This is a genomic window from Sedimentitalea nanhaiensis DSM 24252 (assembly GCF_000473225.1).
Taxonomy (GTDB): domain Bacteria; phylum Pseudomonadota; class Alphaproteobacteria; order Rhodobacterales; family Rhodobacteraceae; genus Sedimentitalea; species Sedimentitalea nanhaiensis.
Genome location: NZ_KI421508.1, coordinates 29439 through 51923 on the forward strand (window position 1 = coordinate 29439; position 22485 = coordinate 51923).

Consider the following 22485-nt stretch of genomic DNA (forward strand, 5'->3'; position numbering starts at 1 on the left):
CCGGAGCCTTGTGGCCCCGGCTTCCTAGTGAATGGATTGCCATTTCACCTTGCAGGACCATCGCCGTCCCCGGCTGTATCCTGCAATAACAGTAATACTGTATTGTTACGTAAACAAGAGTTCCGTTTTGCTCTTCATCTTGCCCGAAATATCCTCGGGGGAGGCGCGGGACGCGCCAGGGGCAGACAGCCCCAGAGGACCGTTGTAAGCCGCCGCGTACGGTGTTGTTGAATTCTTAGGCCAGATTTGCTATATCTTTCGCGTGACCTGTCAGGCCGTGTGCCGGGCGGGAGCAGCGGTGACCCGGGCCTCAAACAAGGACCGGTTGCGAGCCGCACCCCAAAAAACCGCCCTCGTGGCGGTTTTTGCCATTATAGGACTTCGATCCTGTAAGCATCGCGGAGCTTTTTGGCGTTTTCTTCCTCTTTGTCGATCCACGCACGCGCATGTGCAACTACATCGGCAAGTTGCAACATGCGCGATGCGGCAGAGTCCACTGGCGTGACGCGTCTCACAGCCGCCGACAAGCGCAACATTCTTGACTGCATTGAGTATCTGCGTGGCGAAGAAAACCATGCGCAATGGTTGGGTCGCAAAGGTTCAAACAAGCGCTATTGCCTGACCAGCGACCCAGAGCAGCCGAACCGCTTCTACATCCTCATTGGAGAGACCTACCGCACAGACAGCGGAGCGAAACGCGAACGGCAGTCAAAAATCATCATTGAAACCACAGGGGTCGATCCCCTGCCCGCCGCGTCATGGCAGATCAATCAAGGCGATCTATTCGACGGGCTGGATACGAACGAGGCCCAGACATGAACCAGCACACGGAATTCGCCCGCATCGGTGAAACTATAGACCAAGAGGCGCATAACGCCCCAGCCATCCGCTTGAGCCTGTCCGATATCGTTGAGGAATACGATATCAAAGCGGCGGCAATCACAGAGGCCGTTGCCACCTTTCATGAGGCAGAAACAGCAATCAAAACAGCCGCCTGCATTCAGGGCACCTATGGTTCTGACCCGTTTTCATCGGATGCACGGCTATATGAACGAGACGTGCGCCTAGCCCTTCTGCGGTCCGCATGGAAGCACGTCTACAACGGGTTGAAAATCGAGAGCATTGCGACGGCCAAGGACCGCAAACAGCTTGAGTTGAAGCTGACAACGCCCCTCCCCTTCACTCTTGAAAACATCGCCGAAATCTTCGGGGACTACCTGCTGGACCGGCGCTTTCATGTGCTGAAAGGCTTGGCCGAATGCTTCTGCGATCTGGACCCGGCCTACAAGAGCCATTCAAAGGTCAAAATCGGGGTTGAGGGCCTGCCTAAGCGGATCATCGTTTCCTATGTCACAGGCTGGAATTCATGGGGCCGTGAGCGGGTCAAAGACACCCTCAATGCCTTGCGGCTCTATCGCGGCGAGGCACGCTACACCCACGTCGAGTTTGAAAACATGATGGATGAGGCCGAAAAGTGGGGGGAGGCCGATTTCTGCGGCGGCAAGATCAAGGTTTTCAAGAACGAGAACGGGCATCTGATCTTCGACAAGCAAGGCTTGCTCGATATCAACCGTGCCCTTGCAAAGTTCTACGGCGAGGTCCTGCCCGATGCTCCGAGCGAGAGCGAGGCCAAGCGGCCAAGCACCGAAGTGGCCCGCGACTTGCAATTTTACCCGACGCCAAAAACGGTTGCCGAAACCGTCGTTGACGCCCTGCATTTGCGGGGCGGTGAGGCAATCCTAGAGCCATCATGCGGTGACGGCGCGTTGATGGACGAGCTGGCCGTCCGTAACGCCGATCTGCACGAAAGCCGTATGAGCGGCCCGGTCACTGTCACAGGCGTTGAGTATGACGGCGGGCGCGCGGCCCAGGCTAGCGCGAAGGGCCATCACGTTATGGTTGCCAATTTTTTGCAGGTCGCCGCTGACCCGTCTTTTGACGCCGTGGTGATGAACCCCCCTTTCTACGGTAAGCACTGGCTGAAGCACTTGACCCATGCCATGCGATTCTTGAAACCGGGCGGGCGGTTGGTCTGCATCCTGCCTGCGACGGCGCACTACGACCACGACGAGGCTGTAGGGGATTGGCGCGATCTCCCTGTTGGCAGCTTCGCAAGTTCAGGCACGAACGTGCCGACCGGCTATTGCATCTATTGGAAGCCGAGGGCCTAACATGCTGATAAGCTCTTAAGACAAGGGCAAATTGCTCATAGTGTTCTCGGGGTCGTGCACAGTATAGGGGCAGATAGCCCCTCCCCTCCCAACAAGAAAGGCATCTGGAATGCTTGTGAACTTCTACACGCCGCGAGAAGACGACCACGAGTTGATCCTTGCAACCCGTCTCGACATTCTGGGGGCCTTACCAAGGGTAGGAGACGAAATTCACATCGACGATTTTCAGGGTGTCGTCAGCGTGGTTCGGTGGCGGATCAAGGACGAAAAGCGCCTCGTAGCAGTCATGGTAGATGAACGCAGCTTAGACTGACACGCACCAAAAACGTGCTTCAGCGTCGATAAAACGCATCGTTTTGATCGAGCCATTGGCGCATTTTTTCCAAATGCGATCTGACATGGTGCACGGTCTCGCGAATGGTCCAAAAAATTCCAAAGGCACAGACGCCCAAGACCATGTAGAACGCAGGATTTGTCAGCCATGAAATGTCCCACATGACATAGGCCAGCATGGCAACGACCACGAAACCACCAATCAGCAACGATAAGAAAACCGCACGGGTGCGATGTCGATACGCTTCCGTCAGCAGCTTGTCGTGGCCGCTGGCCAAGATCGGTTCGACGACGCGATCTTGCCATTCTTCATGGGCGTTCTTTTGAGCCACCACACGTTGACGCAACTCAAGCAAAGATCGAAGCGGGTTTTTCATTGTGCCAACGTATCACACTGGCTTTGCCAGCGCACGGCCTGACGATGTTTGCGCGCGATCACAGCCTAGTTTGCCGATGATCACTCTCAAACCTCGACTATCCCCAAGAACTGGATTTCATCTTGCCAAGAATATCCTCGGGGGAGCGCCCGAAGGGCGCGGGGGCAGACAGCCCCCTCCTACCTATGCGGCCCGCGATAGGGCTCCCCAACAAGCTGGACGTGGGGGCATCCCAAAATGAAGCTCGTCGCAGCATGCAGCGAACGGAAGTAGATGCAATGCGCTTTCTGTGAAGACCAGAGCGTGTGAGGCTTGCTGGCATAGTTGCCGGTCCCGACATGGCGTTGCAACCATTGCCGGGTCAGCTCGTTTGTCGCGGGATCGGCGCGCACACTGATGCGGACAGGAAACTCCCGATCCATGATGTCATAGCGATGTGGCGCTTTGCTTCCCATGACGGAGAACATAAGCAGAACAAATAGCCCTTATCCAGAGCACAACGTGATCTGCGATCATCCGTACCGATGCCGATGTTGAGAACGCAAACGCCGCCGTGAGGAAAAGTGCGGGATACTTCATGACGTGTCTCCTTAAGGGTAAGGGGGGCTGTCCGTCGTCAGGGTTTTGGCCCCGAAGACGGCTTGATCTAAGAGAGAGTCCGGCTCATCTGATTGGGCACGCTGGCGGGGATGCAAGCGTCGCGCTTCGAGCGTCTTTTGTTGATCCTTTCACGTTGATTTAGAATGGCTTGGTCATGTCCGAAGCAACCGTTCGGCGAACTCGCCAGAGACGCAACTGGAACCGGTATCGCTAGGCAGGCGCGGTTTCATACGCATGATCCTGTCCGGCGTCCTCTGCGATAAAATCGAATCCGAAGTCCCACGCGGCGAATTCGCGTCCTGGCGCGATCTCGTCTGATGGCGCCAATGCGGGACCGGCAAATACCAGAAGCACGGTGCAGGCGGTTTTCAGAGTTTTCATTTTCCGCGTTCCTTCCGATTCGATATGAATAGCTAGCTATATACTATTACATAGCATACAATGCAATGTTAAAGAACATTCATGAAATTCGATCGCATGACCTCCGCAGGATACCTCGTGAACCACGTGGCCCGGCTCTTCGCCGACGGGCTTCGCAAGCGGATAGCTCCGCTCGGCATCGTCCCCGGCCAATTCCCGGCCCTGCTGGCGCTGTGGGAAAAAGACGGTCTGACACAGAAAGAGCTTCTTGCCGTTCTCGACATTGAACAGGCTACGCTTGCCAATACACTGACGCGAATGGAACGGGATGGCCTGATCGTGCGCAAGGAACATCCGTCAGACGCGCGTGCGCGCACGATCCATTTGACCGAGAAAGCCCGAGGTATTCGTGCTGACGCATACCGTGCGGCCGCTGAGACCAACAGATGCGCATTGGCCGATATGACCGAGGACGAACAAGATCTGCTGCTGGAGTTCATCCAGAGGGTCATCGACACGATGCAAAAAGACAAAGAGCAATGAGGGGCGGCGCAGACCGCCCCCTGCCAGCTTGAGACATAGGTGAAATCCGAAACCCACAACCGGTTCGGCGTGCCCGCCAGGACGGCTCTTACGCATTTGCCTGCTCCTAAATAGGCGGGGCAGATTCTACCTCATGGTGAGGGATCGGCGGGGCACAGGTCAGGGTCAATCCAATCGCCGCAACGGCACATCGCGATGCCGCCGGGCGCGGGCATTCACTCCATCGGACATGAACGCCGGTCCACGGTCATGAGATCCGCGCGTCGGCACGTGGCCGCGCGCCAGCCAAGCCCCTTTGAAAAAACCCGTTCGGGCTGTATTGTTCCCGTCGACATAGTGATGTACCGCGACTCCGCCAGCTGCGCCCGGAGAGGGCTGCATCCCATCATTTGCGGGCGGCAAGGTGCCGAACCCGGTGTTTCGCGCACTGAAAGGATCCGTTTCCATTGGCCAATCAACACACCGACAACCCGGCGCCCTCCTGGTGGACAGCACCCGGCGAAACCGACACGTTCTCCTATATCAGCCTCGTGGTCATTCTACTGCTGGTGCTTCTGGTGATCCATCTCTATGCGCGGTTCGACCGCTTTGCCGAGCATCACAGCGCGGATACGCCGCTGCGGACGACGGTACCAACCATGCTGATGATTGCACTCGCCTTTGAGGTGTTCCCGCCGCTGTCGCATTTCAGCATTCTGCTGCCTCTGGCGTTGATCGCGGCGGCCTTGGGCCGCGACTACATGCTTTGGTCGCACGGCTCCGGCGCGTTGACGCAAAACCAAGCCCCACCCGCCGCATCCGTCGAAGATCCAGGTGCCGAAGCGCCGCCGGACGCGGGTGGTCGGCAACGGGCCGTTTTCCCAACCGATCCCGGCGTAGCACCACGACCCGACCGCCCGATCGGGGGGAAGGACGACAATGCTTGAGCTCATGATCACTTCCATCCCGTTCGTCTTGCGCATCCTGTATCTGCGCTGGAAGAAAATTCCTGTCACACTTTACAACGTGCATTATGCCTTGTTCACTTGGTTGGTGCTGGCGCTGGTCGTCTTTTTTGCCGTGTTTTACTATCACCCGAAATCCTACACCGCGTTCGTCCCATTCCGCACGGTGCCGGTGGTTGCCGAAATCGGCGGCGACGTGACCGAAGTGACCGTACATGCCAGCAAGAGAGTAGCGCCCGGCGACGTGCTCTTTCGCATCGACGATGCCCGCCAAAGCGCTGCCTTGGATCTCGCCGAAAGCAGGCTCAAGGAGGTAAATGCCGCCGTCACTTCGGCCAAGGCCGCCGTCGCCTCGGCCAAGGCGGCGCTCGCCCGCGCCAATGCACAGCTTGCCCGGGCCAGGGAACGATTGGCCGACCAGGAAGAACTGCGTGACAACGGCTCTGCCGCGTTCCGCGAAACCGAACTTGAAACCGCCATAAGCGAGACCGCTTCCCGGGCCGCCGACGTGGACGCCGCCCAGTCGCAGATTGACGCTGCCACGGCCGAGCTCGAGATCGTCCTGCCTGCCCGTCGGCAGAGTGCCGAGGCGGCGCTCGAACAGGCGCAGGTGGAGCTTGAAAAGACGGTGGTCCGTTCGCGGGTGTCGGGCCTTGTCGAGCAGGTCACGCTGACCGAGGGCGCGCGCGCGGCGCAGATCGCGGTGCGCCCGGCCATGGTCATTGTTCCCGATCGCCGCCCGGACGAGCCGTTGCTGGTCGCGGCCGGCTTCTCGCAGGTGGCGTTGTCGGTTCTGCATGTCGGCATGGCGGCCGAGATTGCCTGTGAAAGCAGTCTCAAGGCGTCGATGGAAAACACGGTCCTTCCTGCCCGGGTCGCCCGGATCCAGCGCGCCGTCGCGACCGGGCAACTGTCCCCGACGGGCCGCCTGCTTGAGCCGCAGGAATTCGCACGCGGCGGCGAGGCGGTGGTCTATTTCAAGATGGAACATCCAGAACACGCGGCGCTGCTCGTCGACGGAACCAGTTGTATCGCGCAGACCTATACAACCCACCTTACAGGATCGCTGGAGGGCAGCCTGGCCGCACATGGCATCGAGGCGCTTGGCATGATCAAGGCAATCCTGCTGCGGATCAAGGTCTGGGTCGCTCTCGTCGCCGGTGCCGGGCTTGGCGGTGGCGGCGGGCACTGACATGAGGCATTGTCGCACAGATCGGCTGCAACTCGGAACGTACCCAACCCGGCGAGACAGGGTTCAGGCGGTACGTTCAAAACTTGGGCAGCCAAGTCCGGTCATTCGGCTACGACCCCGGACGCCAAGCTTCGCTTCTGTTTTCCGATTGTCGACGGTGTGCGCCTTTAGCCTGGGCCCGCTGACAGCCTTTCATCGGCCCAAGAAGGTTTCGCCCCGGCTGCGGTGATTGCAGCCGGAGGTCTTCTGCCAAGCCATCCGCCCGTGGACCTTGATCTGTGCAAGAGCCCGGGCGCGCGACTGTCCATCTCGCGTCGTTCGGTGCCGTGCCGACCACAAACCGCACGCATCATCATTGATCTGAACAAGCCACACCGGCATCAGTAGAACCGCGATCTGTCCGCGCCTTGTCGGTCGCCTGCCGCAACTCGGCCAGAATTTCGGCGCTGTGCTGACCGCGCGCCGGGATCGGCGGCGGTGACCACGCCCCCTGCCCCGCAAAGCGCGGCGCAGGCGCGGCCTGCAGGATGCCGTCCGCCGTCACCCACATACCGCGCGCAGCGTTCAGCGCATGGTCGCGCGCCTCTTCCGGCGACAGCACCGGCGCAACGCAGGCATCCGTTCCCATGAACAACGCGGCCCAGTGATCGCGCCGATGTGCCGCAAAAATGCCCGCCAGCCGACCGGTCAGTCGCGGCCACAGATCCCTGTCATACTGACACTGAAACTCGGGATCGTCAGACAGCCCAAGCAGCTCCAGAAACAGCGCGTAGAATTTCGGCTCAAGACATTGCACCGAAACATGGCCCCCATCCGCGCAGACATAGCTGCGCGACCAGTGTGGCCCGTCCAACAGGCTTTGGCCGCGTTCGTTCACAAAGCCGCCGTTTGGGCGCATCGAATGGATCAGGTTCATCATATGCGCCGAGCCATCGCAAATCGCGGCATCGACCACCGTGCCCTGCCCGGTCGCACGCGCCCTCAGCAAGGCCGCCAACATGCCCACAGCCAGATACAGCGCACCGCCGCCGATATCTCCGACCAATGTCGGGGGCGTCACCGGCGCGTCTCCTGCCACGCCAGCATACCACAACGCGCCCGACATCGAGATATAGTTCAGGTCATGCCCCGCTGTGTGCGACAACGGCCCCCCCTGCCCCCATCCGGTCATACGGCCAAAAACCAGCGCCGGATTGACCGCGTGGCAGACATCCGGACCGATCCCCAGCTTTTCCATCACGCCGGGGCGAAACCCCTCTATCAGCCCATCGGCGCCCGAGATCAGCGCCATGAAGGTCGCGATGTCTGTCCCGGCCTTCAGATCCAGTTCGATCGATCGCTTGCCACGGTTCAGCAGGTTGACGTCGGGCATTCCCGGAGTTACCGCCCCCCCCTTTCGGTGCACGGTGATCACATCGGCCCCCAGATCCGCCAGCAGCATGGCGGCAAAGGGACCCGGACCCAAACCCTCGACCTCGATAATCCGTATTCCGTCCAGCATGCGCGCCCTTCCCTACCTATTCCGAGACGTCAGTCCTGCGTCTGCATTATCCGCGCGACCAAAAACCGAGCGCCGCGTCTTGGCGGGCTCAGGCCACAACCGCTACCTGGGCCACCGAATCGTCGACACTTTGACAGGCGGCCAGCAGCCGCGGGATAAAATGGGTCTGCACATAGGCGGCATGGAACCGGCTCGGCGCGGTCAACGTCAGACGCCCCCCTGCCCGCTCGCCGCGCACCAGCGCACGCAACCAGGCACCATAGACCGCAGGATCCTCGGCGTGCAGAACCGCCTGGGCCAGCGACCATTCCTTGCCATCGCCCAATTCCGGAGGGGCGACCAGGCCGCGTACCGGCAAGGGAACCACCGCCGCGCTTTCCCGACCGTCCAGGCGCAGTTCGAAATCGGGGCCAACCGCCGCCCAGGCCGGGCGCGTGTCATCCAGAACCCGCTCGATGTCCAGGCCGTATTCGGTGACCCGTCCACGCGCACCTTGACGTTTGACCACAAGCCAGCCCATGCCCCGCAACCGTGCCATTTCTCGTTTGACTGTACGTTCCTGTATCGCCCACAATCGGGCGATCTCGCGTTGGCCAACCGCCAATTCATCTCGGGACCAATTGTATCGCGCCGTGATCAAAGTCATCAGCCGCAGTATCAGGCGCTGTCGGGATTTGTCTTGTGAAAGGGCAAACGCCCCCATCGCAGTGAGCAAATCGTATTTGCGCGCAGCCGCACTGCGACCGATGGGTTTGGGGTATAGCATACCGCTTCATTCCGCCTGTGTACGGATCTGTCGACCCGCTTTTGTCTCAATTTTGCGGGCTCTTTGATGGCCCATCTTGTCTTAACGGTCAGTCAACTCAGCGCACTCGGCGCTTTTCCCGGCCACTCCATAATTTGCGTCCTGTTTGTCGATTCTGTCAAGCCCAGAGTTTTTCTGGCCTGTCCCTATTCCAATTCAAAATGAAATTTGAGGTATTATAGGTATTGGGGGTCACCCAGGCTGTCCCCCAATAGGTGGGAAATGTCCCCCATTTTGGCCGCTTGGGGCGCATCGTGTCCCCTAATGGCCGGGCCAGTTCTGCTCGAGGTTCCAATAAATTGGCGTCTGCGCCCGCTCTACGTAGAATTTCCATTTAAAAACAATGCAGTCCCCGCGGGGGCGTTGCCGAATTGGGCCAATGATAATTCATTTTGCTTTTTTTCGCAAATCAGCGTAAATCAGGGTCGAGCAAAAATTAGCGTCCCGAAAAGCGGACAGGAGGCAGGATGTACACCCACAGCGATTTGGCCCAATTGCAGGCGCAATCCCTGAAAATGCAGGGCTGGATTCGGCAGCAGACCTATTCACCCGAGTTGGAAAAGACGCTGCGCCGCTTTTCCAGCTGGGAAGTGGCCGAGCTGATCTTCCGGGTCAATCAATCTACTTTGCGAGGGCGGCTGGCCGCAGACCCCAGCCTGCCCCAGGGATTGGTCGAGGAAGAGGGGCGCCAGCGATGGTACAGCCTGGACGAAATCAACGAGATTCGCCGCCGTCTCAAGGTCAACCGCAAATCGCTGATGCCGCCCCGCCCCTCTGGCAAGCGGGCGATTCGTGCTGCCATTGCCAATTTCAAGGGGGGGGCCGGAAAATCCACCGTGGCCTTGCACTTTGCGCATGCGGCGGCGTTGGATGGGTATCGTGTGCTGTGCGTGGACTTTGATCCGCAGGCCACGTTGAGCCACTCAATGGGCCTGAGTGACGTTGCCGAGGAATATACCGTCTGGGGTATCATGGCGCGGGACCTGATTGCCGAGACCGAGCGCATGAACACCGCCGCGCAGGGGGCGGAAAGTGGCACCGCCCTGCCCCGCCGCCGCCTGCCGCCGTCTGTCACGGGCATGGGGCTGGCAGAATTGCGCAACTCGGATTTCATCAAATCGACCAGTTGGTCAACCATAGACGTGATCCCCAGCTGTGCCAACGCGGCCTTCGTCGAATTCGCAAGTGCACAATATCGCCATCTGAACCCGGAATGGTCCTTTTTTGCCGCTGTTTCCAGGTTTCTGGATAGCCTGCCGGACGATGCCTATGACATGATCATCTTCGACTGCCCCCCGGCCATCGGGTATCAGTCGATGAATGCCGTGTTTGCCGCCGACGTCCTCTATATCCCCTCGGGGCCCGGCTATTGGGAATACGATTCGACCACATCCTTTATTGGCCAGTTATCCGAGGCGCTCGAGGATTTATCCAGATTTTCCAATGCTGTCCCGGCGGGGACGATGCGGTTGCCCAAGGCATTCTGCGACATCCGCTTTCTGCTGACACGCTATGAGGCGTCAAACGATCTGCACCGTGCGATGCGCTCAGCCTTTGGCAAGGTGTTTGGGGACAGAGTGGCGGAACACCCGATCGAAATGACCCGGGCCGTCGAACAATCCGGACGGTTCCTCAGTTCGATTTACGAAACGGATTATCGCGAGATGACACGAGAAACCTGGCGGCGGGCTCGGGCGTCTTTTGACGGTGCCTACGGCGAATTTCGGGACAACCTGCTCGCTGCCTGGGATGAACTGGAGGCCACAGAATGAGCAAGCGACGCGTATTTGACATCGAATTCCCCGACGTCGACCCCCCTGAACCCATCGCATCCGAATCTTCTGTTCCGGCGGCAGACCCGCGGCGTGGCCCCATGGCGTCCGCAATCGCAGAAAACGCCGATGCGCTGCGTGAACGCGAGACGCTTGAGGCTCGGATCCGGGCCGAGAATGACCATCTGGCGCATGAGCATGTGCGCTTGAAAAAGGCCGGTCTGATCACCGACCTGATCCCGATAGAATCGATAAAAACAAGCAAGCTGACGCGGGATCGTAGGGCCGGGCGCGACGACGAGTTGGACGAGCTCAAGGAATCGATCCGTGCTGTAGGTCTGTCCAACCCGATCCGAGTAGAGGCGTTGGGGCAGGGATCCTACGAGTTGATCCAGGGCTATCGCCGGCTGGCGGCTTTCCGCGAGCTTTTTGAAGAGACGGCTGATGCGGCCTATGCAAACATTCCTGCGGGTTTGACCGCCCGTGGCGAAGAACTGGAACTTCTCTATCGGCGCATGGTTGACGAGAACCTGGTGCGTCGGGATATTTCCTTTGCTGAAATGGCGCAGTTGGTGCGGGCCTATGCGGATGACCCGGAAACGGAGGCGGTCGACCTGGATGCCGCGTTGACCGCGCTGTTCGGGTCGGTGTCGCGCCAAAAGCGGAGCTACATTAAGCATTTTGTCACGGTTCTGGACGCATTTGGCCCGCGCTTGAAGTTCCCGGAGGCGATTCCACGGGCGCTGGGTTTGCAATTGGAGAAGCGGATAAGTCACGAACGAGGGGCGGCGGCACGCATGGCTGCGGCCCTGACGGCAGCCATGGCGGCCACGCCCGAGGCCGAATTGGAGGTGCTTCGGGACCTTTCCGTGCCCCCGCGAGAGCCCAGAGTGGTTTCGCCGAAACAGGCAGCACGGGCCGCCGCGAAAACGACGTTTCGGCAGAACGTACGCGGAGGCAGTGTGCGCTGTGCGGCGGCGGAAGGGCGGGTCGAATTGAGGATGAACCGGGACTTCTCGAACATGGACCGGCATAGGCTGGAAGCTGCAGTGGCCGCATTTTTCCAAGCGCTGGAAGAGTAGCGCGCCCAGATCGGTTCCGGGTATTTCAGGGTGTCCCCGCGGGGACACCCTTTTTTGCTGCCGGTCTACGGGCACGCGGCAGGGCAAAATTCGTGACCTTTGTGACCGATCGCTTCTGGTCTGAGAGGGGAACCTGATGGCTCAAATGTAAATCCTTCTTCTGTGTGAGGGGCATTGGACGCAGACACCCGATGCTTCTGGCGTCTTTATTGCAGGGATCGGTGCCTATGGATCACGGCGCTGCCATTGGAATGTGGACCGTGAACCGGCGTTCCGCACACTTTCAAACTCTTCAGGTTCGGCCGCGCCTTGGCATGATTGGCAAAGGAGCGGCTGACATTTCCAGCCAGAGAATTCGATGGGCTGACCGAAAGGGCAGAGGTCATGCCCTGTGGCGGGGCAAGGTCGGCGATATGGAGACCGATCAATTCCGGCGAAACGGGCAGGGGTCCTTTGTGTTCTGGAAAGGCTGGTCCTCCTGACAGCGCGACACCGGCGGGATTGCCACGAGTTGCTCACCACCCCGATCATCCGCCAGGCGCTGACGGTCGTCCTTCCCGAGTACGACGAGCTGGTCCCGTTGTTGGTGACGCCCGTGCGCCCCAGTCTGCACGCCTTGGCACAGGGTTTTCGGTTGTCGGCTTTTGCATTGACGGTGGAGATCGGTCGGATCGTCGAGAATCCCTTGGCACGGCCATCGCCCTGTTGCTCGCCACCGACGCAGGCGGGCAGGAGGCGTTCAGATCATGGCCGCTCTCGTTGACGCGGCCATCGTCGCACGGTTCTGGCACGCTCAGCGCAACGAGAGAGAGCGCCGCAACGCAAAAAAGCCGCGAGGCGACGCCGGTGTCATAAATTGCGACTCACCCGGTTTCACAACCGCCGTTACAGAATCTCGTGCACTCCGGTCAGTTTTTTAGGCCGTGCATGAAACTCATGAATTTCGGTGTTTGGACAAATGAAACATGAGCTACGTCCTTGCTGCTGAGCGTATCCCCTTTATGTCCGATAAGGCAAGATTATAGGATATCTTAGAGATCGGCAAACAGCGGCGGTTTTGAATCAATATACATATAAAAGCGCCGCATCGGGGGCTGGGACATGACCCCCAAGAGATTGCATTGTCTCAAAAGCTGTGACGGAGAATCGGAAAATTCGCCAGGTGCATGAGGTACAACCAGGCAGAGGTTCCCTCGGTCGGTCAAGATTTCGGGTGTGGGCACCGTTAAGTCAGTGCGCTGATGTGAAATGGGGCCACATGATCAAATAGACCTCTGCATGATGAGAGGATTCCCATGGTTTGTTTCGTTTGGTATGGTTTTGGAGAAGTTTCCGGGGGATTTTGATGGATCTGTTCTTGCGAGAAGCGACGGATCGGATCGGGGCAGAAGATGCTCTGGCCAAGATTGATGCGTTGATGGATTGGCGGTCGTTTTCACCCATCCTCAAGCGTGGTCTTGGGCGATCCGGGTTCGGCCCACGAGGGTATGATGCACTGGTCCTGTTCAAGTGCCTGTTGATTGGTCAATGGCACGGTCTTAGCGACCCGAAGCTGGAACGCGCACTGAAGGTTCGTCTGGATTTCATGATCTTTTGCGGGCCTGATCTGCATGCTGCAGTACCGGATGAGACGACCCATTGCCGCTTTCGCAACGCTTTGGTGAAGGGCGGTGTTTATGACGACCTTCTGGCCGAAGTCTGCCGCCAGATCGAAGATCACGGGCTGAAACTCAAGGAGGCTGAGGCCGCGATTATCGACGCGACTTTGGTAGAAAGCGCAGCGCGGCCCCGTACGCATATAGACGCCCCTGAAGATCGTGCCGAGGGCGAGGCATCGGATGATCCGCAGATGCATTTCAGCGCCGATCCCGATGCACGTTGGGTGAAGAAGGGCTCGAAAAGCACGCTTGGTTACAAAGCCTTCGCCCGCACCGACGAGGAAGGCTTTGTCGATCGTATTCACACCAAGCCCGCCAACTGCGCCGAAAGCCCGGAGTTTGGGCACATGATTGAAGGCGCAAAGGCCCAGCGTGTGCTTGCGGACAAGGCCTACGCATCCAGGGCCAACCGTGCCATCCTACGCGGCCAACACCGCGACGGGATCATGAGGAAGGCTGCTCGTAATCGCCCGCTGCGGGCCTCCGAAAAGCGCTTCAACAAAATGATCTCCAAACGCCGGTTTCGGGTGGAGCAATGTTTCGGAACCATGAAGCGCCTCTTTGGGCTGCACCGCGCCCGCTACTTTGGCGTCGACAAAACCCATGCCCAACTGGCGATGGCGGCGATCGGGCAAAACCTGCTCAAGGCTGCAAACAAGATCACCCTCAACCGGCAAACCCTCGCAATCGCATAACCGAACCCCTCAAACGCTCTGTGTCCGCTGAAAAATCAGCGGACCAAAACGAGTGAGCACAGTCCTGAAACCACAAAAAAATGACCCGTTACGCAGACGTCTTTCAAAGCGAAAACCTCACCGCTCTATCACCGCTTCGTTTCCCGTCGGACGTGATCGCCTGGGCGGTCTGGCTGTACTTCGGGTTTCCCCTCAGTATGCGGATGGTTGAGGGCTTGTCTGCAGAACGCGGTATCGCGGTTTCACATCAAACAGTCCGGGCGTTACTTTGCCGCCGACAGGCGCCTGATGCGCGAACTTACAGAGCGGCAAGGGTCGGTTCCACGAGTCATGATCACCGACAAATTGCGGTCATACGCAGCGGCGAAACGGCAGATCATGCCCGGCGTCGAGCATAGATTTCACAAAAGGTCCGAACAATCGGTCTGGAAATTCTCACCAGCCAACACGGCGACGAGAACGGGGGGAGTGAATAAATTTGAACCGCCCGGCCATTTGCAGCGATTTTTTCTTTCCACGATCCGATGGCCAACCTGTTCTGTCTCCTGCGCCACGAAATGCCATCAACAGACTTCCGCGAAATGAGATCGCTGCTCATTCAAACCTGGCGCGATATCGCTCACGTTTAAGCGGCGTAAAACCAAGGCCGCTGAATTTCCTTGGCCGGCGTCCGTTAACTTTGCGGTGCCTTCGTTTTACCTCTTGAAGCTCTAGTTGCTGTAGGAATTATGTGAATGTGGAATCATTGAACCTTGAGGTCAATCCATGTCTTCCAATGGCCACCGCCACCATCACAAACACGCCGACGACCACTCAGACGAACAGGAACATTCTCATGGAGAGGGTGTCGCGTGTTGCGGTGCCGGAGCGAACGCAGGGCCGGCACAACCCATTCCCTCGAACGGACGTAGCTTTCAGGTCTCCGGGCTCGATTGCGCCGAAGAGGTGGCAATCCTGAACAGGGTTGTTGGTCCAAAGGCCGGCGGAGCCGAACACCTGGCGTTCGACGTCATCAACGGGCGAATGACCCTCCTCGACAGCGCCGAAAAGATTTCGGACAGCGAAGTCGCGCAGTTGGTGGCAACGACCGGCATGAACGCAAAGCCATGGGATGCCGACAACGCCGCAGAGGACCAGGCGGCGCATCTGGCGCGTCAAAGGCTCTTCACCTCGTTGAGCGGCGGCTTCTGGGCGGCGGGTTTCCTTTTCCACATCGTCGAGACCGGCATGGGTGGCGCACTCGGGCTCTTTGCGGGGCATGGCGAGGCGCCGATGCCCATGGCCGAAGCGGGGCTCTTCGCCGTTGCGATCATATTCGGTGTCTGGCTGGTGACGCCCAAGGCCTGGTCCTCGGCGCGGCGGTTTTCGCCCGACATGAACCTGCTGATGGTAGTGGCTGTGGCGGGTGCCATCGGTCTCGGCGAGTTTTTCGAGGCGGCGACGGTGGCCTTCTTCTTCTCGCTGTCGCTATTTCTGGAAAGCTGGAGCGTGGGACGGGCGCGCAACGCGGTTTCCACGCTGCTCGACCTCGCCCCGCCCACGGCGCGGGTGATCCGACCGGATGGCACCGAGGCGGATGTTCCGGCGGCAGAGGTCGCCGTGGACGATCGCTTCATAGTGCGCGGCGGCGACCGTATCCCGCTCGACGGCGCGGTCGTGGACGGGGCAGGGGCCGTCGATCAGGCCCCGATCACCGGGGAAAGCGCGCTGGTGCCCAAGGAAGCCGGCGACGAGGTTTATGCCGGCACGATCAATGGCGAGGGCACGCTGACGGTGCGCGCAACCAAGCCCGCGTCGGACACGGTGCTTGCGAAGATCATTCGCATGGTGGGTGATGCTCACGCACGCCGCGCGCCGGTCGAGCAGTGGGTCGCGAAGTTTGCGCGTATCTACACGCCCATCGTCATGGTTCTGGCGGCCGCCATCGCTTTGCTGCCGCCCCTGCTTCTGGGCGGGGCCTGGGATTACTGGTTCTACAATGCGCTGGTGCTTCTGGTCATCGCCTGCCCCTGTGCCCTTGTCATCTCGACGCCGGTTTCCATTGTGGCGGCGCTGACGGCTTCGGCGCGGGCAGGGGTGCTCATCAAGGGCGGCGCCTATGTCGAAGCGCCAGGGCGCACCACCGCACTGGCGATGGACAAGACCGGAACGATCACCATGGGCGAGCCGGAGGTGGCGGCAGTTCACCCACTGGGCGGCGTCTCTGCGCGCGATCTCATGACGCTGGCAGCAGGTCTGGAAGCGCGGTCCTCGCACCCGCTGGCACGCGCCATCCTCGCGCGCGCGCAAGCCGATAATGTTTCCGTGTCTGCGGCAGAGGACACACGCACCGTGCCGGGGCGTGGGCTGGAAGGGCGCGTCGGGGGGCGCGCGATCTGGCTGGGCTCGGATCGGTTTGCCGAGGAGAAAGGGTTCGGCAGCGCCATTCCGACGGACCTTCGCGACCGGATCGAAGAGGCCGGCAGCACCCTCGTGGCCGTGGGTGACGACACCGGCCTAACCGGCGTTCTGGAGCTTCGCGACCGCATCCGCCCCGATGCAAAGGGGGTCGTTGCCCGGCTGCATGCGCAGGGTGTGAAGACGATCGTGATGCTGACGGGCGACAACGAACGCACCGCGCGTGCCGTGGCGGCCGAGGTCGGCATCGACGAAGTGCGCGCCGAACTGCTGCCAGAGGACAAGGTGACGGCCATCGAGGAACTGGCCGCAACACACGACATGGTGGCAATGATCGGTGACGGTGTGAACGACGCCCCCGCCATGGCGCGCGCGCATTACGCCATTGCCATGGGGGCTGTCGGATCGGACGCGGCCATCGAGACGGCGGACATCGCGCTGATGACCGACGACATCGGCAAGGTGCCGTGGCTCATCGGCCACTCGCGCCGGACCATGACGATCATCCATCAGAACATCGGGATCTCTCTGGCGACCAAGGCGCTGTTCGTCGGGTTGACGGCGTTCGGCATGGCTTCGATGTGGGGCGCGATTGCCGCCGATGTGGGGGTGTCCCTGCTGGTGGTGGCCAATGCGCTGCGGCTTCTGAACGGCTACCGGAGTAAGACCGGGCGTTCGGGCGGCGAACCGGTTGGCGAGCAGACGGCCAAGGGGGCGTTGGCGCATGGTCATTGAGTTAAAGGAACCCGGAAAAGAGCCGAGAAAAAACATGAACGCAAAAGGCAGGATGATGTGCCCGGTCTGCGACGTGCCCCTGAGCATGACCGACCGACAGGGGGTCGAGATTGATTTTTGCCCCGATTGCCGGGGGGTCTGGCTCGACCGGGGCGAACTCGACAAGATCATAGAGCGCTCGGCATCCGATATCGCGCCCCGGCGTGCGCCCGAGCCGAGCGGCTACGATGACGACCGTGGGCACGGCAGCGGCAAGCACGGCGGCGGCTATGGAAAGCACGGCTACCGCCGCAAATCATGGCTGCACGAGTTGTTTGACTAAGAACGAGATGGGGGCGGCGAATTGGTTGGTGCACACATGGCGCATGATCATTGATACGGCGTTTTCGATAGAGTAACGTCTGACATCAACCAGACCTCGCAAAAATGAGGCTTCGAGCAATGATGAATACCGGATTTCCACGACGGGTCTTTCTGTTGAGCGGATTGGCCGCCTTCCTGTCAGGTTGTGCCAACAAGTTCCGGTCGTACAGCGGGCCAGAAGTGACCCGGCTGCGCATGTACAAGGCACAGCGGTTGCTGATTTTGGACGGGGCGGACGACGTGTTGCGGACCTATCCCATCGGATTGGGCTTCGCGCCCAAAGGTCACAAGCAGTTCGAGGGGGACGGTCGTACGCCGGAAGGTTCCTACGTGATTGACCGGCGCAACCCAGACAGCCTCTTCCATCTCTCTATCGGCATTTCATACCCCAACGAAGCCGACATCGCGTTCGCGGAGGCGCAAGGCCGGTCTCCGGGAAAGGACATCTTCATTCACGGTGGCCCGAGACGCGGGATCGACCCCGTGAATGTCCGCGACTGGACGGCGGGTTGCATCGCTGTCACAGACCGACAGATCGAGGAAATCTACGCCATGGTGAGAGACGGGACACCCATCGACATCTATGCGTGATGGTCAGGCAAAACGGCGGCGCAGCGCGACGTTGATGCCTTCGATTGCGATGACCATGAGGACAACGGCAATCGTGACGCTGGCCGCCTTGTCATACTGGAAAGAGCGCACATAGGTCTGGATGTAAAATCCGATCCCGCCCGCACCGACAATCCCGAGGATCAGCGACTCTCGCAGGTTCAATTCGAACCGGAAGATCGTGTCGCGGGCGACGACCGGCGCCATTTGCGGCCAGATCGCATGTCTGAGCCGCACGAGCGGTCCGGCGCCCGCGCTTTCCAGTGCGGCGATAGGCGCGCGGGACACGCCGTCGATCGCCTCGGCGTAAAACTTGGCGAGCATCCCCGTCGCATGAAACGCGATCGCGATGATACCGGGCAGCGGCCCGAGCCCGACAGCGCCCACCATCAGCATGGCCACCAGGATCAGCGGAATCGCCCGTATGAAGGCAAGCAGCATTCGGATCGGCCGGAACACCGCACGCGATACCATCGTCTCGGACGCAAGGATGCCCAGCGGGATCGACAGGACCGTCGCACCAAGGGAGCCCAGGATCGCGATCCTCAGCGTTTCTGCACTGCCTTTCATGATCTCGGCCATCACCGTAGGGTCTGGTGGAAACATCCGGCCGAGGAAACCGGCGATCCGCGGGCCGGCGGACATGAGACGCGATAACTCGACGTCGGTGGTGACGAAGGACCACAGGACCGCGCCGGCGATCAGCGCGCTGGCCGCGAATCCGCCAAACTCTCGTAGCCGCATCAGGACACCGCCCGGAGCCCGATACCGGGCATTGGCTTTGGGTCCCTGTAGAGATCCGCTGTTGCGTCCTCGTTCAGCTCGGATGTCGGCACATCGAAGACGATCCGGCCGCCACGAATGCCGATAATACGCTGCGCGAAACGCCGCGCCAGGTCGGGCTGGTGCGACGAGAACATTGCCGTCGCTCCGCGTGCCCGCGCAGCCGCGGTCAGCAGCGCCAGTATTTCGCCGGCGCGGGCGGGGTCGAGATTGCTCACTGGCTCGTCGGCGAGGATCAGACGCGGTTCCTGGGCCAGACACCGCGCGATGGCCACACGCTGCCGCTGACCGCCGCTGAGGCTGTCGACCCTGCGTTCGGCAAGGTCTGCAATGCCGCAATCGGCAAGTGCCGTGCGCGCAATCCCCAGATCATGCGCGGTCGGGGATCCCAGCAGGGCCCGCAGCGGCGACATGCGTCCCAGGCGACCGTTGAGGACGTTACGCAGAACCGTGGAGCGTTCGACCAATGCAAACTCCTGAAACACGAAACCGGTATCCGGACGGCGCGCGCGCGGCGGCGGGTGGTCGGGGTCGAGCGGCGCACCCAGAACCGAGACCCGTCCGGCCCAGCCCTGGAGCCTGCCGTCGAGCAGCGCCAGAAGCGTCGTTTTTCCCGCCCCGGACGGGCCGAGCAAAGCGACGCTTTCGCCCGCCGGGACGAACAGCGACACCCGGTCCAACGCCGGGAGATCCGTGCCCAGATGGGCAAAGCTCAAGTCATCGATTTGGGCGGCGATGCTCATTCCAAAAGCCCGTATCGCCGCGCGATGTCGCGCACGCCGTCATAGGCGGCGGGGTCGGCCCTGACATAGCCGTCCGGGCCATAGAGATAGCGCAGCTTTTCGCGGTTATCCGGCGCGTTGAGCTTTAGCATCGCGTCGATAAACCGGTCCTGCACGTCAGCGTCAAGCCCCGGTCGCGCGATCACCAGATGGCTCGGGATCGGCGCGCTTTCCGCGATCCATTTCACCTCTGCCTGTTGCTGTGGTGTCAGAAGCAGATCGGCGTACTGGCTGGCGCCTGCGGCATCGACCAAGCCTTCGGCCATGGCCTGCATGGCCTGCTGGTAGCCACCCGCGAAGAAGATGCGACCAAAGAACGCCTCTGCGGTACCGGGCGCCTCGATCAGCCCGGCCTGCACGAATTCGGCAAGCGGGTAGAGATATCCCGATTCCGAGATCGGATCGGCGAAGGCGATGTCGCGCCCGCGCAGGTCGGCGAGCGACCGGATGCCGCTGTCACGGCGCACGTAGATGCGGCCCGTGTAACTCGGTGCATCGCGGTAGACCTCGGACAGGAGAGGCACGGCACCGATCTCTGCCTCGGCCAGAACGAAGGGCAGGGCACCCATGAAGGAGATATCTGCGTCGCCGTTTCTCAAAGCTTCGACCGCCGCCGCATGGTCGATGGTGACGAACCCTTCGACGGGGAGGCCGATCTCGCTGGACAGCCAGCCGGCGATGGCTTCGATGTCGCCCAGCAACTTCTCCGGGTTCTCCTGCGGAATGAAGGCGAGCCGCAACCTGTCATTCTGCGCAGCGAGCGGGGACGCCAGAGATATCGCGCTCGCGCCGGCCAAACGAAGGACGGTTCTGCGGTTCAGGTGCATCGCCATCAAAAGGCCCTCTCTTCGATATCGGCGGTTTCGGCCTTGAATGCAGTCCAGCTTGCTTCGGCGGCTGTCCAATCCTCGTCACGCACGGCGGCGCTGACCTCGGCCAGCTTCTCTGCCAGCGCGTAGACGCCGGGCCGTGCGGCGAGGTTGGACATGGTGCTGGCGTCAGCCGAAAGGTCCGCAGCCACGGTGTCCGTCAGGAGCAGGATGTGCCGCGCATCCCGCCGGGGCAGCAATGTGTCGAGCGTCGAGGCGAAGGTGATCAATTCGGAGAAGGCCAGTCGGAAGGCGGTGTTCTCGGCATCGAAGGCCTCATAGGGTTCGTCCGCCGCACCCACGGTTTCCAGATAGGCGGTCAGGTCGGCCCGTTCCGCCCCGGTCAGCCCAAGCGATTTCGTCTCGTCGAACCAGTCTACGACTGCCGCCAGGGTCGGCAGCGATCCGTCATGGAAATAAGGCGCGGTATAGGCCGTCCCGAGCAGCGTCGGCGTGTCCAGCGCACCGGCGCGGGCACCTTCATAGGCCGGCGCGACGGAGCCGATGTTGTGCGCCTGCCGGTCCAGGAAGTTGGCGTCCGAAACGTGGCAACTGGCGCAGGAGCGGTCGCCGAGACTGGCGAAGGGCGTGTTGAAGATCGCTTCGCCGCGCCGCGCAGCCTCGGGTGCGGCTTCGGTCAGCCTGCCATCGGTTGTCAGCATGGAATTGGGCAGGAAGTCGAATTCGAGCATGTAGGCGACCAGTGCGTCCATCATGAAAGGCGTCGGCTCGTCGCCGCCGAATTCATTGACGATGACGTTGCGGGTGAAGTCGCGCAGGGAAGCGAAACGGCCGTCGCGCCCGTACGGCCCGGTGAAGCGCAATCCGCGAAGGCTTGGGATGTCGAGAGGGTCGTTACGCCGGTCGTTGAAGATTGGGTTGAAAAAGGCACCGTCGACGTCGATCGCGCCCGGTTGATGGCTGGCGCCCGGAATGAACAGCCGTTGGTTGACGTCCGAGCGGTTGTGACAGGTCGAGCAGGCGAGCCCGAGATCGCGCGCCGGGCCGCCGAAGATTTGCGCGCTGTCGAACAGCATGTCGCCGTAAGCCACGAGCGGCAGGCCGGTCTCGTCGATGCCCTGTTCCTCGAAGTTGAGGACGAGACGCGGCAGCGGATCCTGATCGAAGATGTCGGAGCCCGGTGGCAGGCTTGGCGGCACCTCGATGGCACGACCGCTGAGCACGGCAGTTTCGGGCAGGGCGCTCAGCGTCCGACGCGGAGCGAAATCGTCAATGAGATAGTTCCCCGCAATATAGCCGGAAATGACAGCGCGCGCGGCTGCCATCGTATCGCGGTCAGCGGATGTGACGCCCGCGCCCAGGACCCCGGCGGACCCCGTACTGCTGTTCAGCTCCAGCCAGGCAAGGCCGATTTGCTTTGCGGCGGCTGGCTCCGCCGCGGCGATGCCGTCCGCAAACGCGCGATAGAGTTCGCGAGATGTCCGTACGGTCTGCTGCGCACGCGCCGGGTCTTCGGCAGCTATAGCACGGTCCAGTTCCTCTTCGATCCTGAGCGCAATGAGCCGCGTCGCCTCGGCAAAGACCGCCTGCCGGTCTTCATCTGCGATCGCGTCCAGAAGCCGCGCAGGGTCGATATCGCTCACGCGATCCAGCCACGCCAAGGCGCCGATGGACAATTCCGAACCCCGATAGGGTTCCGTCCAGGCGATCTCGATATCGTTCCAGGGCAGAGGCTCGAGATTTCCAAGAAAGAGCGTCAACCGGTAGGCCGCCGCCTCGGGAAGCCAGGGGGTCTCCTTGGCAGGTGTCGCGGCTACAGATCCGGACAGGACGAGCGCACTTGCGAACGAGACCATCAGCATCTTTAGGAAATCTCGTGTCACTGCGGCCTCCAGACCCAAAAGTTAGACATGGCTAACTTTCCTACCCAAAGCAAACAAGTTGTCAACCCCG

General features: G+C 60.8%; 21 protein-coding genes and 1 pseudogene. 13 read left to right on the forward strand and 9 right to left on the reverse strand.

The window, feature by feature from the left end; all coding sequences use genetic code 11:
• Positions 1-371: 371 nt before the first annotated feature.
• Complete coding sequence (locus NANH_RS29750; RefSeq protein ID WP_139236628.1) at positions 372-548, reverse strand: DUF3800 domain-containing protein; 177 nt, start codon at positions 546-548, stop codon at positions 372-374.
• Between NANH_RS29750 and NANH_RS28775 the strand changes: the two genes are divergently transcribed.
• The 3 genes from NANH_RS28775 to NANH_RS0101180 all read left to right on the forward strand — a co-directional run bounded on the left by NANH_RS28775 (position 475) and on the right by NANH_RS0101180 (position 2484).
• A complete protein-coding gene (locus NANH_RS28775; RefSeq protein WP_027260390.1) occupies positions 475-819 on the forward strand; it encodes a hypothetical protein in 345 nt (114 codons plus the stop codon). The two genes, NANH_RS29750 and NANH_RS28775, sit on opposite strands and share 74 nt — an antisense overlap.
• On the forward strand, positions 816-2171 hold the full coding sequence (locus tag NANH_RS25105; RefSeq protein ID WP_051372189.1) for a DUF4942 domain-containing protein: 1356 nt from the start codon (positions 816-818) through the stop codon (positions 2169-2171). Before NANH_RS28775 ends, NANH_RS25105 begins: the two co-directional genes overlap by 4 nt.
• Positions 2172-2280: 109 nt before the next feature.
• Complete coding sequence (locus NANH_RS0101180) at positions 2281-2484, forward strand: hypothetical protein (RefSeq protein ID WP_027260391.1); 204 nt, start codon at positions 2281-2283, stop codon at positions 2482-2484.
• 19 nt (positions 2485-2503) lie between these two features.
• Here NANH_RS0101180 and NANH_RS0101185 read toward each other — a convergent pair whose 3' ends face one another.
• Positions 2504-2881: a hypothetical protein gene (locus NANH_RS0101185; protein WP_027260392.1), complete on the reverse strand. Its 378-nt coding sequence runs from the start codon at positions 2879-2881 to the stop codon at positions 2504-2506.
• Positions 2882-3691: 810 nt separating this feature from the next.
• Positions 3692-3862, reverse strand: a complete 171-nt coding sequence (locus tag NANH_RS28275) for a hypothetical protein (RefSeq protein WP_154665552.1) — start codon at positions 3860-3862, stop codon at positions 3692-3694.
• Positions 3863-3943: 81 nt separating this feature from the next.
• On the opposite strand from NANH_RS28275, the gene NANH_RS0101200 reads away from it, so the two are divergent.
• The 3 genes from NANH_RS0101200 (at position 3944) to NANH_RS0101215 (ending at position 6520) form a co-directional block, all read left to right on the forward strand.
• A complete protein-coding gene (locus tag NANH_RS0101200; RefSeq protein ID WP_027260394.1) occupies positions 3944-4384 on the forward strand; it encodes a MarR family winged helix-turn-helix transcriptional regulator in 441 nt (146 codons plus the stop codon).
• Between the two features lie 446 nt (positions 4385-4830).
• Positions 4831-5310 carry a hypothetical protein gene (locus NANH_RS28850; RefSeq protein ID WP_051372190.1) on the forward strand — a complete coding sequence of 160 codons (480 nt, stop codon included), beginning with the start codon at positions 4831-4833 and terminating at the stop codon, positions 5308-5310.
• Positions 5303-6520: an HlyD family secretion protein gene (locus NANH_RS0101215; protein WP_027260396.1), complete on the forward strand. Its 1218-nt coding sequence runs from the start codon at positions 5303-5305 to the stop codon at positions 6518-6520. The genes NANH_RS28850 and NANH_RS0101215 overlap by 8 nt, the downstream gene beginning before the upstream one ends.
• 352 nt (positions 6521-6872) lie before the next feature.
• Here NANH_RS0101215 and NANH_RS25115 read toward each other — a convergent pair whose 3' ends face one another.
• Positions 6873-8021 (reverse strand): CaiB/BaiF CoA transferase family protein, encoded by a 1149-nt coding sequence (locus tag NANH_RS25115; protein ID WP_051372191.1) that lies wholly within the window; start codon positions 8019-8021, stop codon positions 6873-6875.
• Positions 8022-8109: 88 nt separating this feature from the next.
• Positions 8110-8787 carry a DnaA N-terminal domain-containing protein gene (locus tag NANH_RS0101225; protein WP_027260397.1) on the reverse strand — a complete coding sequence of 226 codons (678 nt, stop codon included), beginning with the start codon at positions 8785-8787 and terminating at the stop codon, positions 8110-8112.
• A gap of 506 nt (positions 8788-9293) precedes the next feature.
• On the opposite strand from NANH_RS0101225, the gene NANH_RS0101230 reads away from it, so the two are divergent.
• From NANH_RS0101230 to NANH_RS0101265, 7 genes and pseudogenes are all read left to right on the forward strand, one after another.
• A complete protein-coding gene (locus NANH_RS0101230; protein ID WP_027260398.1) occupies positions 9294-10598 on the forward strand; it encodes an AAA family ATPase in 1305 nt (434 codons plus the stop codon).
• Positions 10595-11680 carry a ParB/RepB/Spo0J family partition protein gene (locus NANH_RS0101235; RefSeq protein WP_027260399.1) on the forward strand — a complete coding sequence of 362 codons (1086 nt, stop codon included), beginning with the start codon at positions 10595-10597 and terminating at the stop codon, positions 11678-11680. The genes NANH_RS0101230 and NANH_RS0101235 overlap by 4 nt, the downstream gene beginning before the upstream one ends.
• A gap of 1345 nt (positions 11681-13025) precedes the next feature.
• The gene (locus NANH_RS0101245; protein WP_027260401.1) at positions 13026-14033 is read left to right on the forward strand and encodes an IS5 family transposase; all 1008 of its coding nucleotides are present in this window, start codon (positions 13026-13028) and stop codon (positions 14031-14033) included.
• A gap of 80 nt (positions 14034-14113) precedes the next feature.
• Positions 14114-14662 (forward strand): annotated as a pseudogene (locus tag NANH_RS29755) (hypothetical protein).
• A gap of 136 nt (positions 14663-14798) precedes the next feature.
• A complete protein-coding gene (locus NANH_RS0101255) occupies positions 14799-17165 on the forward strand; it encodes a heavy metal translocating P-type ATPase (RefSeq protein WP_245601350.1) in 2367 nt (788 codons plus the stop codon).
• Between the two features lie 34 nt (positions 17166-17199).
• Entirely contained in the window at positions 17200-17487 is a 288-nt protein-coding gene (locus NANH_RS0101260; RefSeq protein WP_027260403.1) for a TFIIB-type zinc ribbon-containing protein, read from the forward strand.
• Between the two features lie 119 nt (positions 17488-17606).
• Positions 17607-18119: a L,D-transpeptidase family protein gene (locus NANH_RS0101265; RefSeq protein WP_027260404.1), complete on the forward strand. Its 513-nt coding sequence runs from the start codon at positions 17607-17609 to the stop codon at positions 18117-18119.
• Positions 18120-18122: 3 nt separating this feature from the next.
• On the opposite strand, the gene phnE is transcribed toward NANH_RS0101265, so the two are convergent.
• From phnE to NANH_RS0101285, 4 genes are read right to left on the reverse strand one after another with little or no spacing between them, the layout of a single operon-like run.
• Complete coding sequence (gene phnE / locus NANH_RS0101270; protein ID WP_027260405.1) at positions 18123-18881, reverse strand: phosphonate ABC transporter, permease protein PhnE; 759 nt, start codon at positions 18879-18881, stop codon at positions 18123-18125.
• Complete coding sequence (locus NANH_RS0101275) at positions 18881-19663, reverse strand: phosphonate ABC transporter ATP-binding protein (RefSeq protein ID WP_027260406.1); 783 nt, start codon at positions 19661-19663, stop codon at positions 18881-18883. Before NANH_RS0101275 ends, phnE begins: the two co-directional genes overlap by 1 nt.
• Positions 19660-20535: a phosphate/phosphite/phosphonate ABC transporter substrate-binding protein gene (locus NANH_RS0101280; protein WP_027260407.1), complete on the reverse strand. Its 876-nt coding sequence runs from the start codon at positions 20533-20535 to the stop codon at positions 19660-19662. The genes NANH_RS0101275 and NANH_RS0101280 overlap by 4 nt, the downstream gene beginning before the upstream one ends.
• Entirely contained in the window at positions 20535-22415 is a 1881-nt protein-coding gene (locus NANH_RS0101285) for a cytochrome c peroxidase (RefSeq protein ID WP_027260408.1), read from the reverse strand. Before NANH_RS0101285 ends, NANH_RS0101280 begins: the two co-directional genes overlap by 1 nt.
• Between the last annotated feature and the right edge of the window lie 70 nt (positions 22416-22485).

Excerpts from the sequence above, each read along its gene's own strand:
- NANH_RS28775 (WP_027260390.1), top strand. The coding sequence starts at position 475 with ATGCGCGATGCGGCAGAGTCCACTGGCGTGACGCGTCTCACAGCCGCC.
- NANH_RS29750 (WP_139236628.1), bottom strand. The coding sequence starts at position 548 with ATGCAGTCAAGAATGTTGCGCTTGTCGGCGGCTGTGAGACGCGTCACG.
- NANH_RS25105 (WP_051372189.1), top strand. The coding sequence starts at position 816 with ATGAACCAGCACACGGAATTCGCCCGCATCGGTGAAACTATAGACCAA.
- NANH_RS0101180 (WP_027260391.1), top strand. The coding sequence starts at position 2,281 with ATGCTTGTGAACTTCTACACGCCGCGAGAAGACGACCACGAGTTGATC.
- NANH_RS0101185 (WP_027260392.1), bottom strand. The coding sequence starts at position 2,881 with ATGAAAAACCCGCTTCGATCTTTGCTTGAGTTGCGTCAACGTGTGGTG.
- NANH_RS28275 (WP_154665552.1), bottom strand. The coding sequence starts at position 3,862 with ATGAAAACTCTGAAAACCGCCTGCACCGTGCTTCTGGTATTTGCCGGT.
- NANH_RS0101200 (WP_027260394.1), top strand. The coding sequence starts at position 3,944 with ATGAAATTCGATCGCATGACCTCCGCAGGATACCTCGTGAACCACGTG.
- NANH_RS0101215 (WP_027260396.1), top strand. The coding sequence starts at position 5,303 with ATGCTTGAGCTCATGATCACTTCCATCCCGTTCGTCTTGCGCATCCTG.
- NANH_RS25115 (WP_051372191.1), bottom strand. The coding sequence starts at position 8,021 with ATGCTGGACGGAATACGGATTATCGAGGTCGAGGGTTTGGGTCCGGGT.
- NANH_RS0101225 (WP_027260397.1), bottom strand. The coding sequence starts at position 8,787 with ATGCTATACCCCAAACCCATCGGTCGCAGTGCGGCTGCGCGCAAATAC.
- NANH_RS0101230 (WP_027260398.1), top strand. The coding sequence starts at position 9,294 with ATGTACACCCACAGCGATTTGGCCCAATTGCAGGCGCAATCCCTGAAA.
- NANH_RS0101235 (WP_027260399.1), top strand. The coding sequence starts at position 10,595 with ATGAGCAAGCGACGCGTATTTGACATCGAATTCCCCGACGTCGACCCC.
- NANH_RS0101245 (WP_027260401.1), top strand. The coding sequence starts at position 13,026 with ATGGATCTGTTCTTGCGAGAAGCGACGGATCGGATCGGGGCAGAAGAT.
- NANH_RS0101255 (WP_245601350.1), top strand. The coding sequence starts at position 14,799 with ATGTCTTCCAATGGCCACCGCCACCATCACAAACACGCCGACGACCAC.
- NANH_RS0101260 (WP_027260403.1), top strand. The coding sequence starts at position 17,200 with ATGAACGCAAAAGGCAGGATGATGTGCCCGGTCTGCGACGTGCCCCTG.
- NANH_RS0101265 (WP_027260404.1), top strand. The coding sequence starts at position 17,607 with ATGATGAATACCGGATTTCCACGACGGGTCTTTCTGTTGAGCGGATTG.
- phnE (WP_027260405.1), bottom strand. The coding sequence starts at position 18,881 with ATGCGGCTACGAGAGTTTGGCGGATTCGCGGCCAGCGCGCTGATCGCC.
- NANH_RS0101275 (WP_027260406.1), bottom strand. The coding sequence starts at position 19,663 with ATGAGCATCGCCGCCCAAATCGATGACTTGAGCTTTGCCCATCTGGGC.
- NANH_RS0101280 (WP_027260407.1), bottom strand. The coding sequence starts at position 20,535 with ATGGCGATGCACCTGAACCGCAGAACCGTCCTTCGTTTGGCCGGCGCG.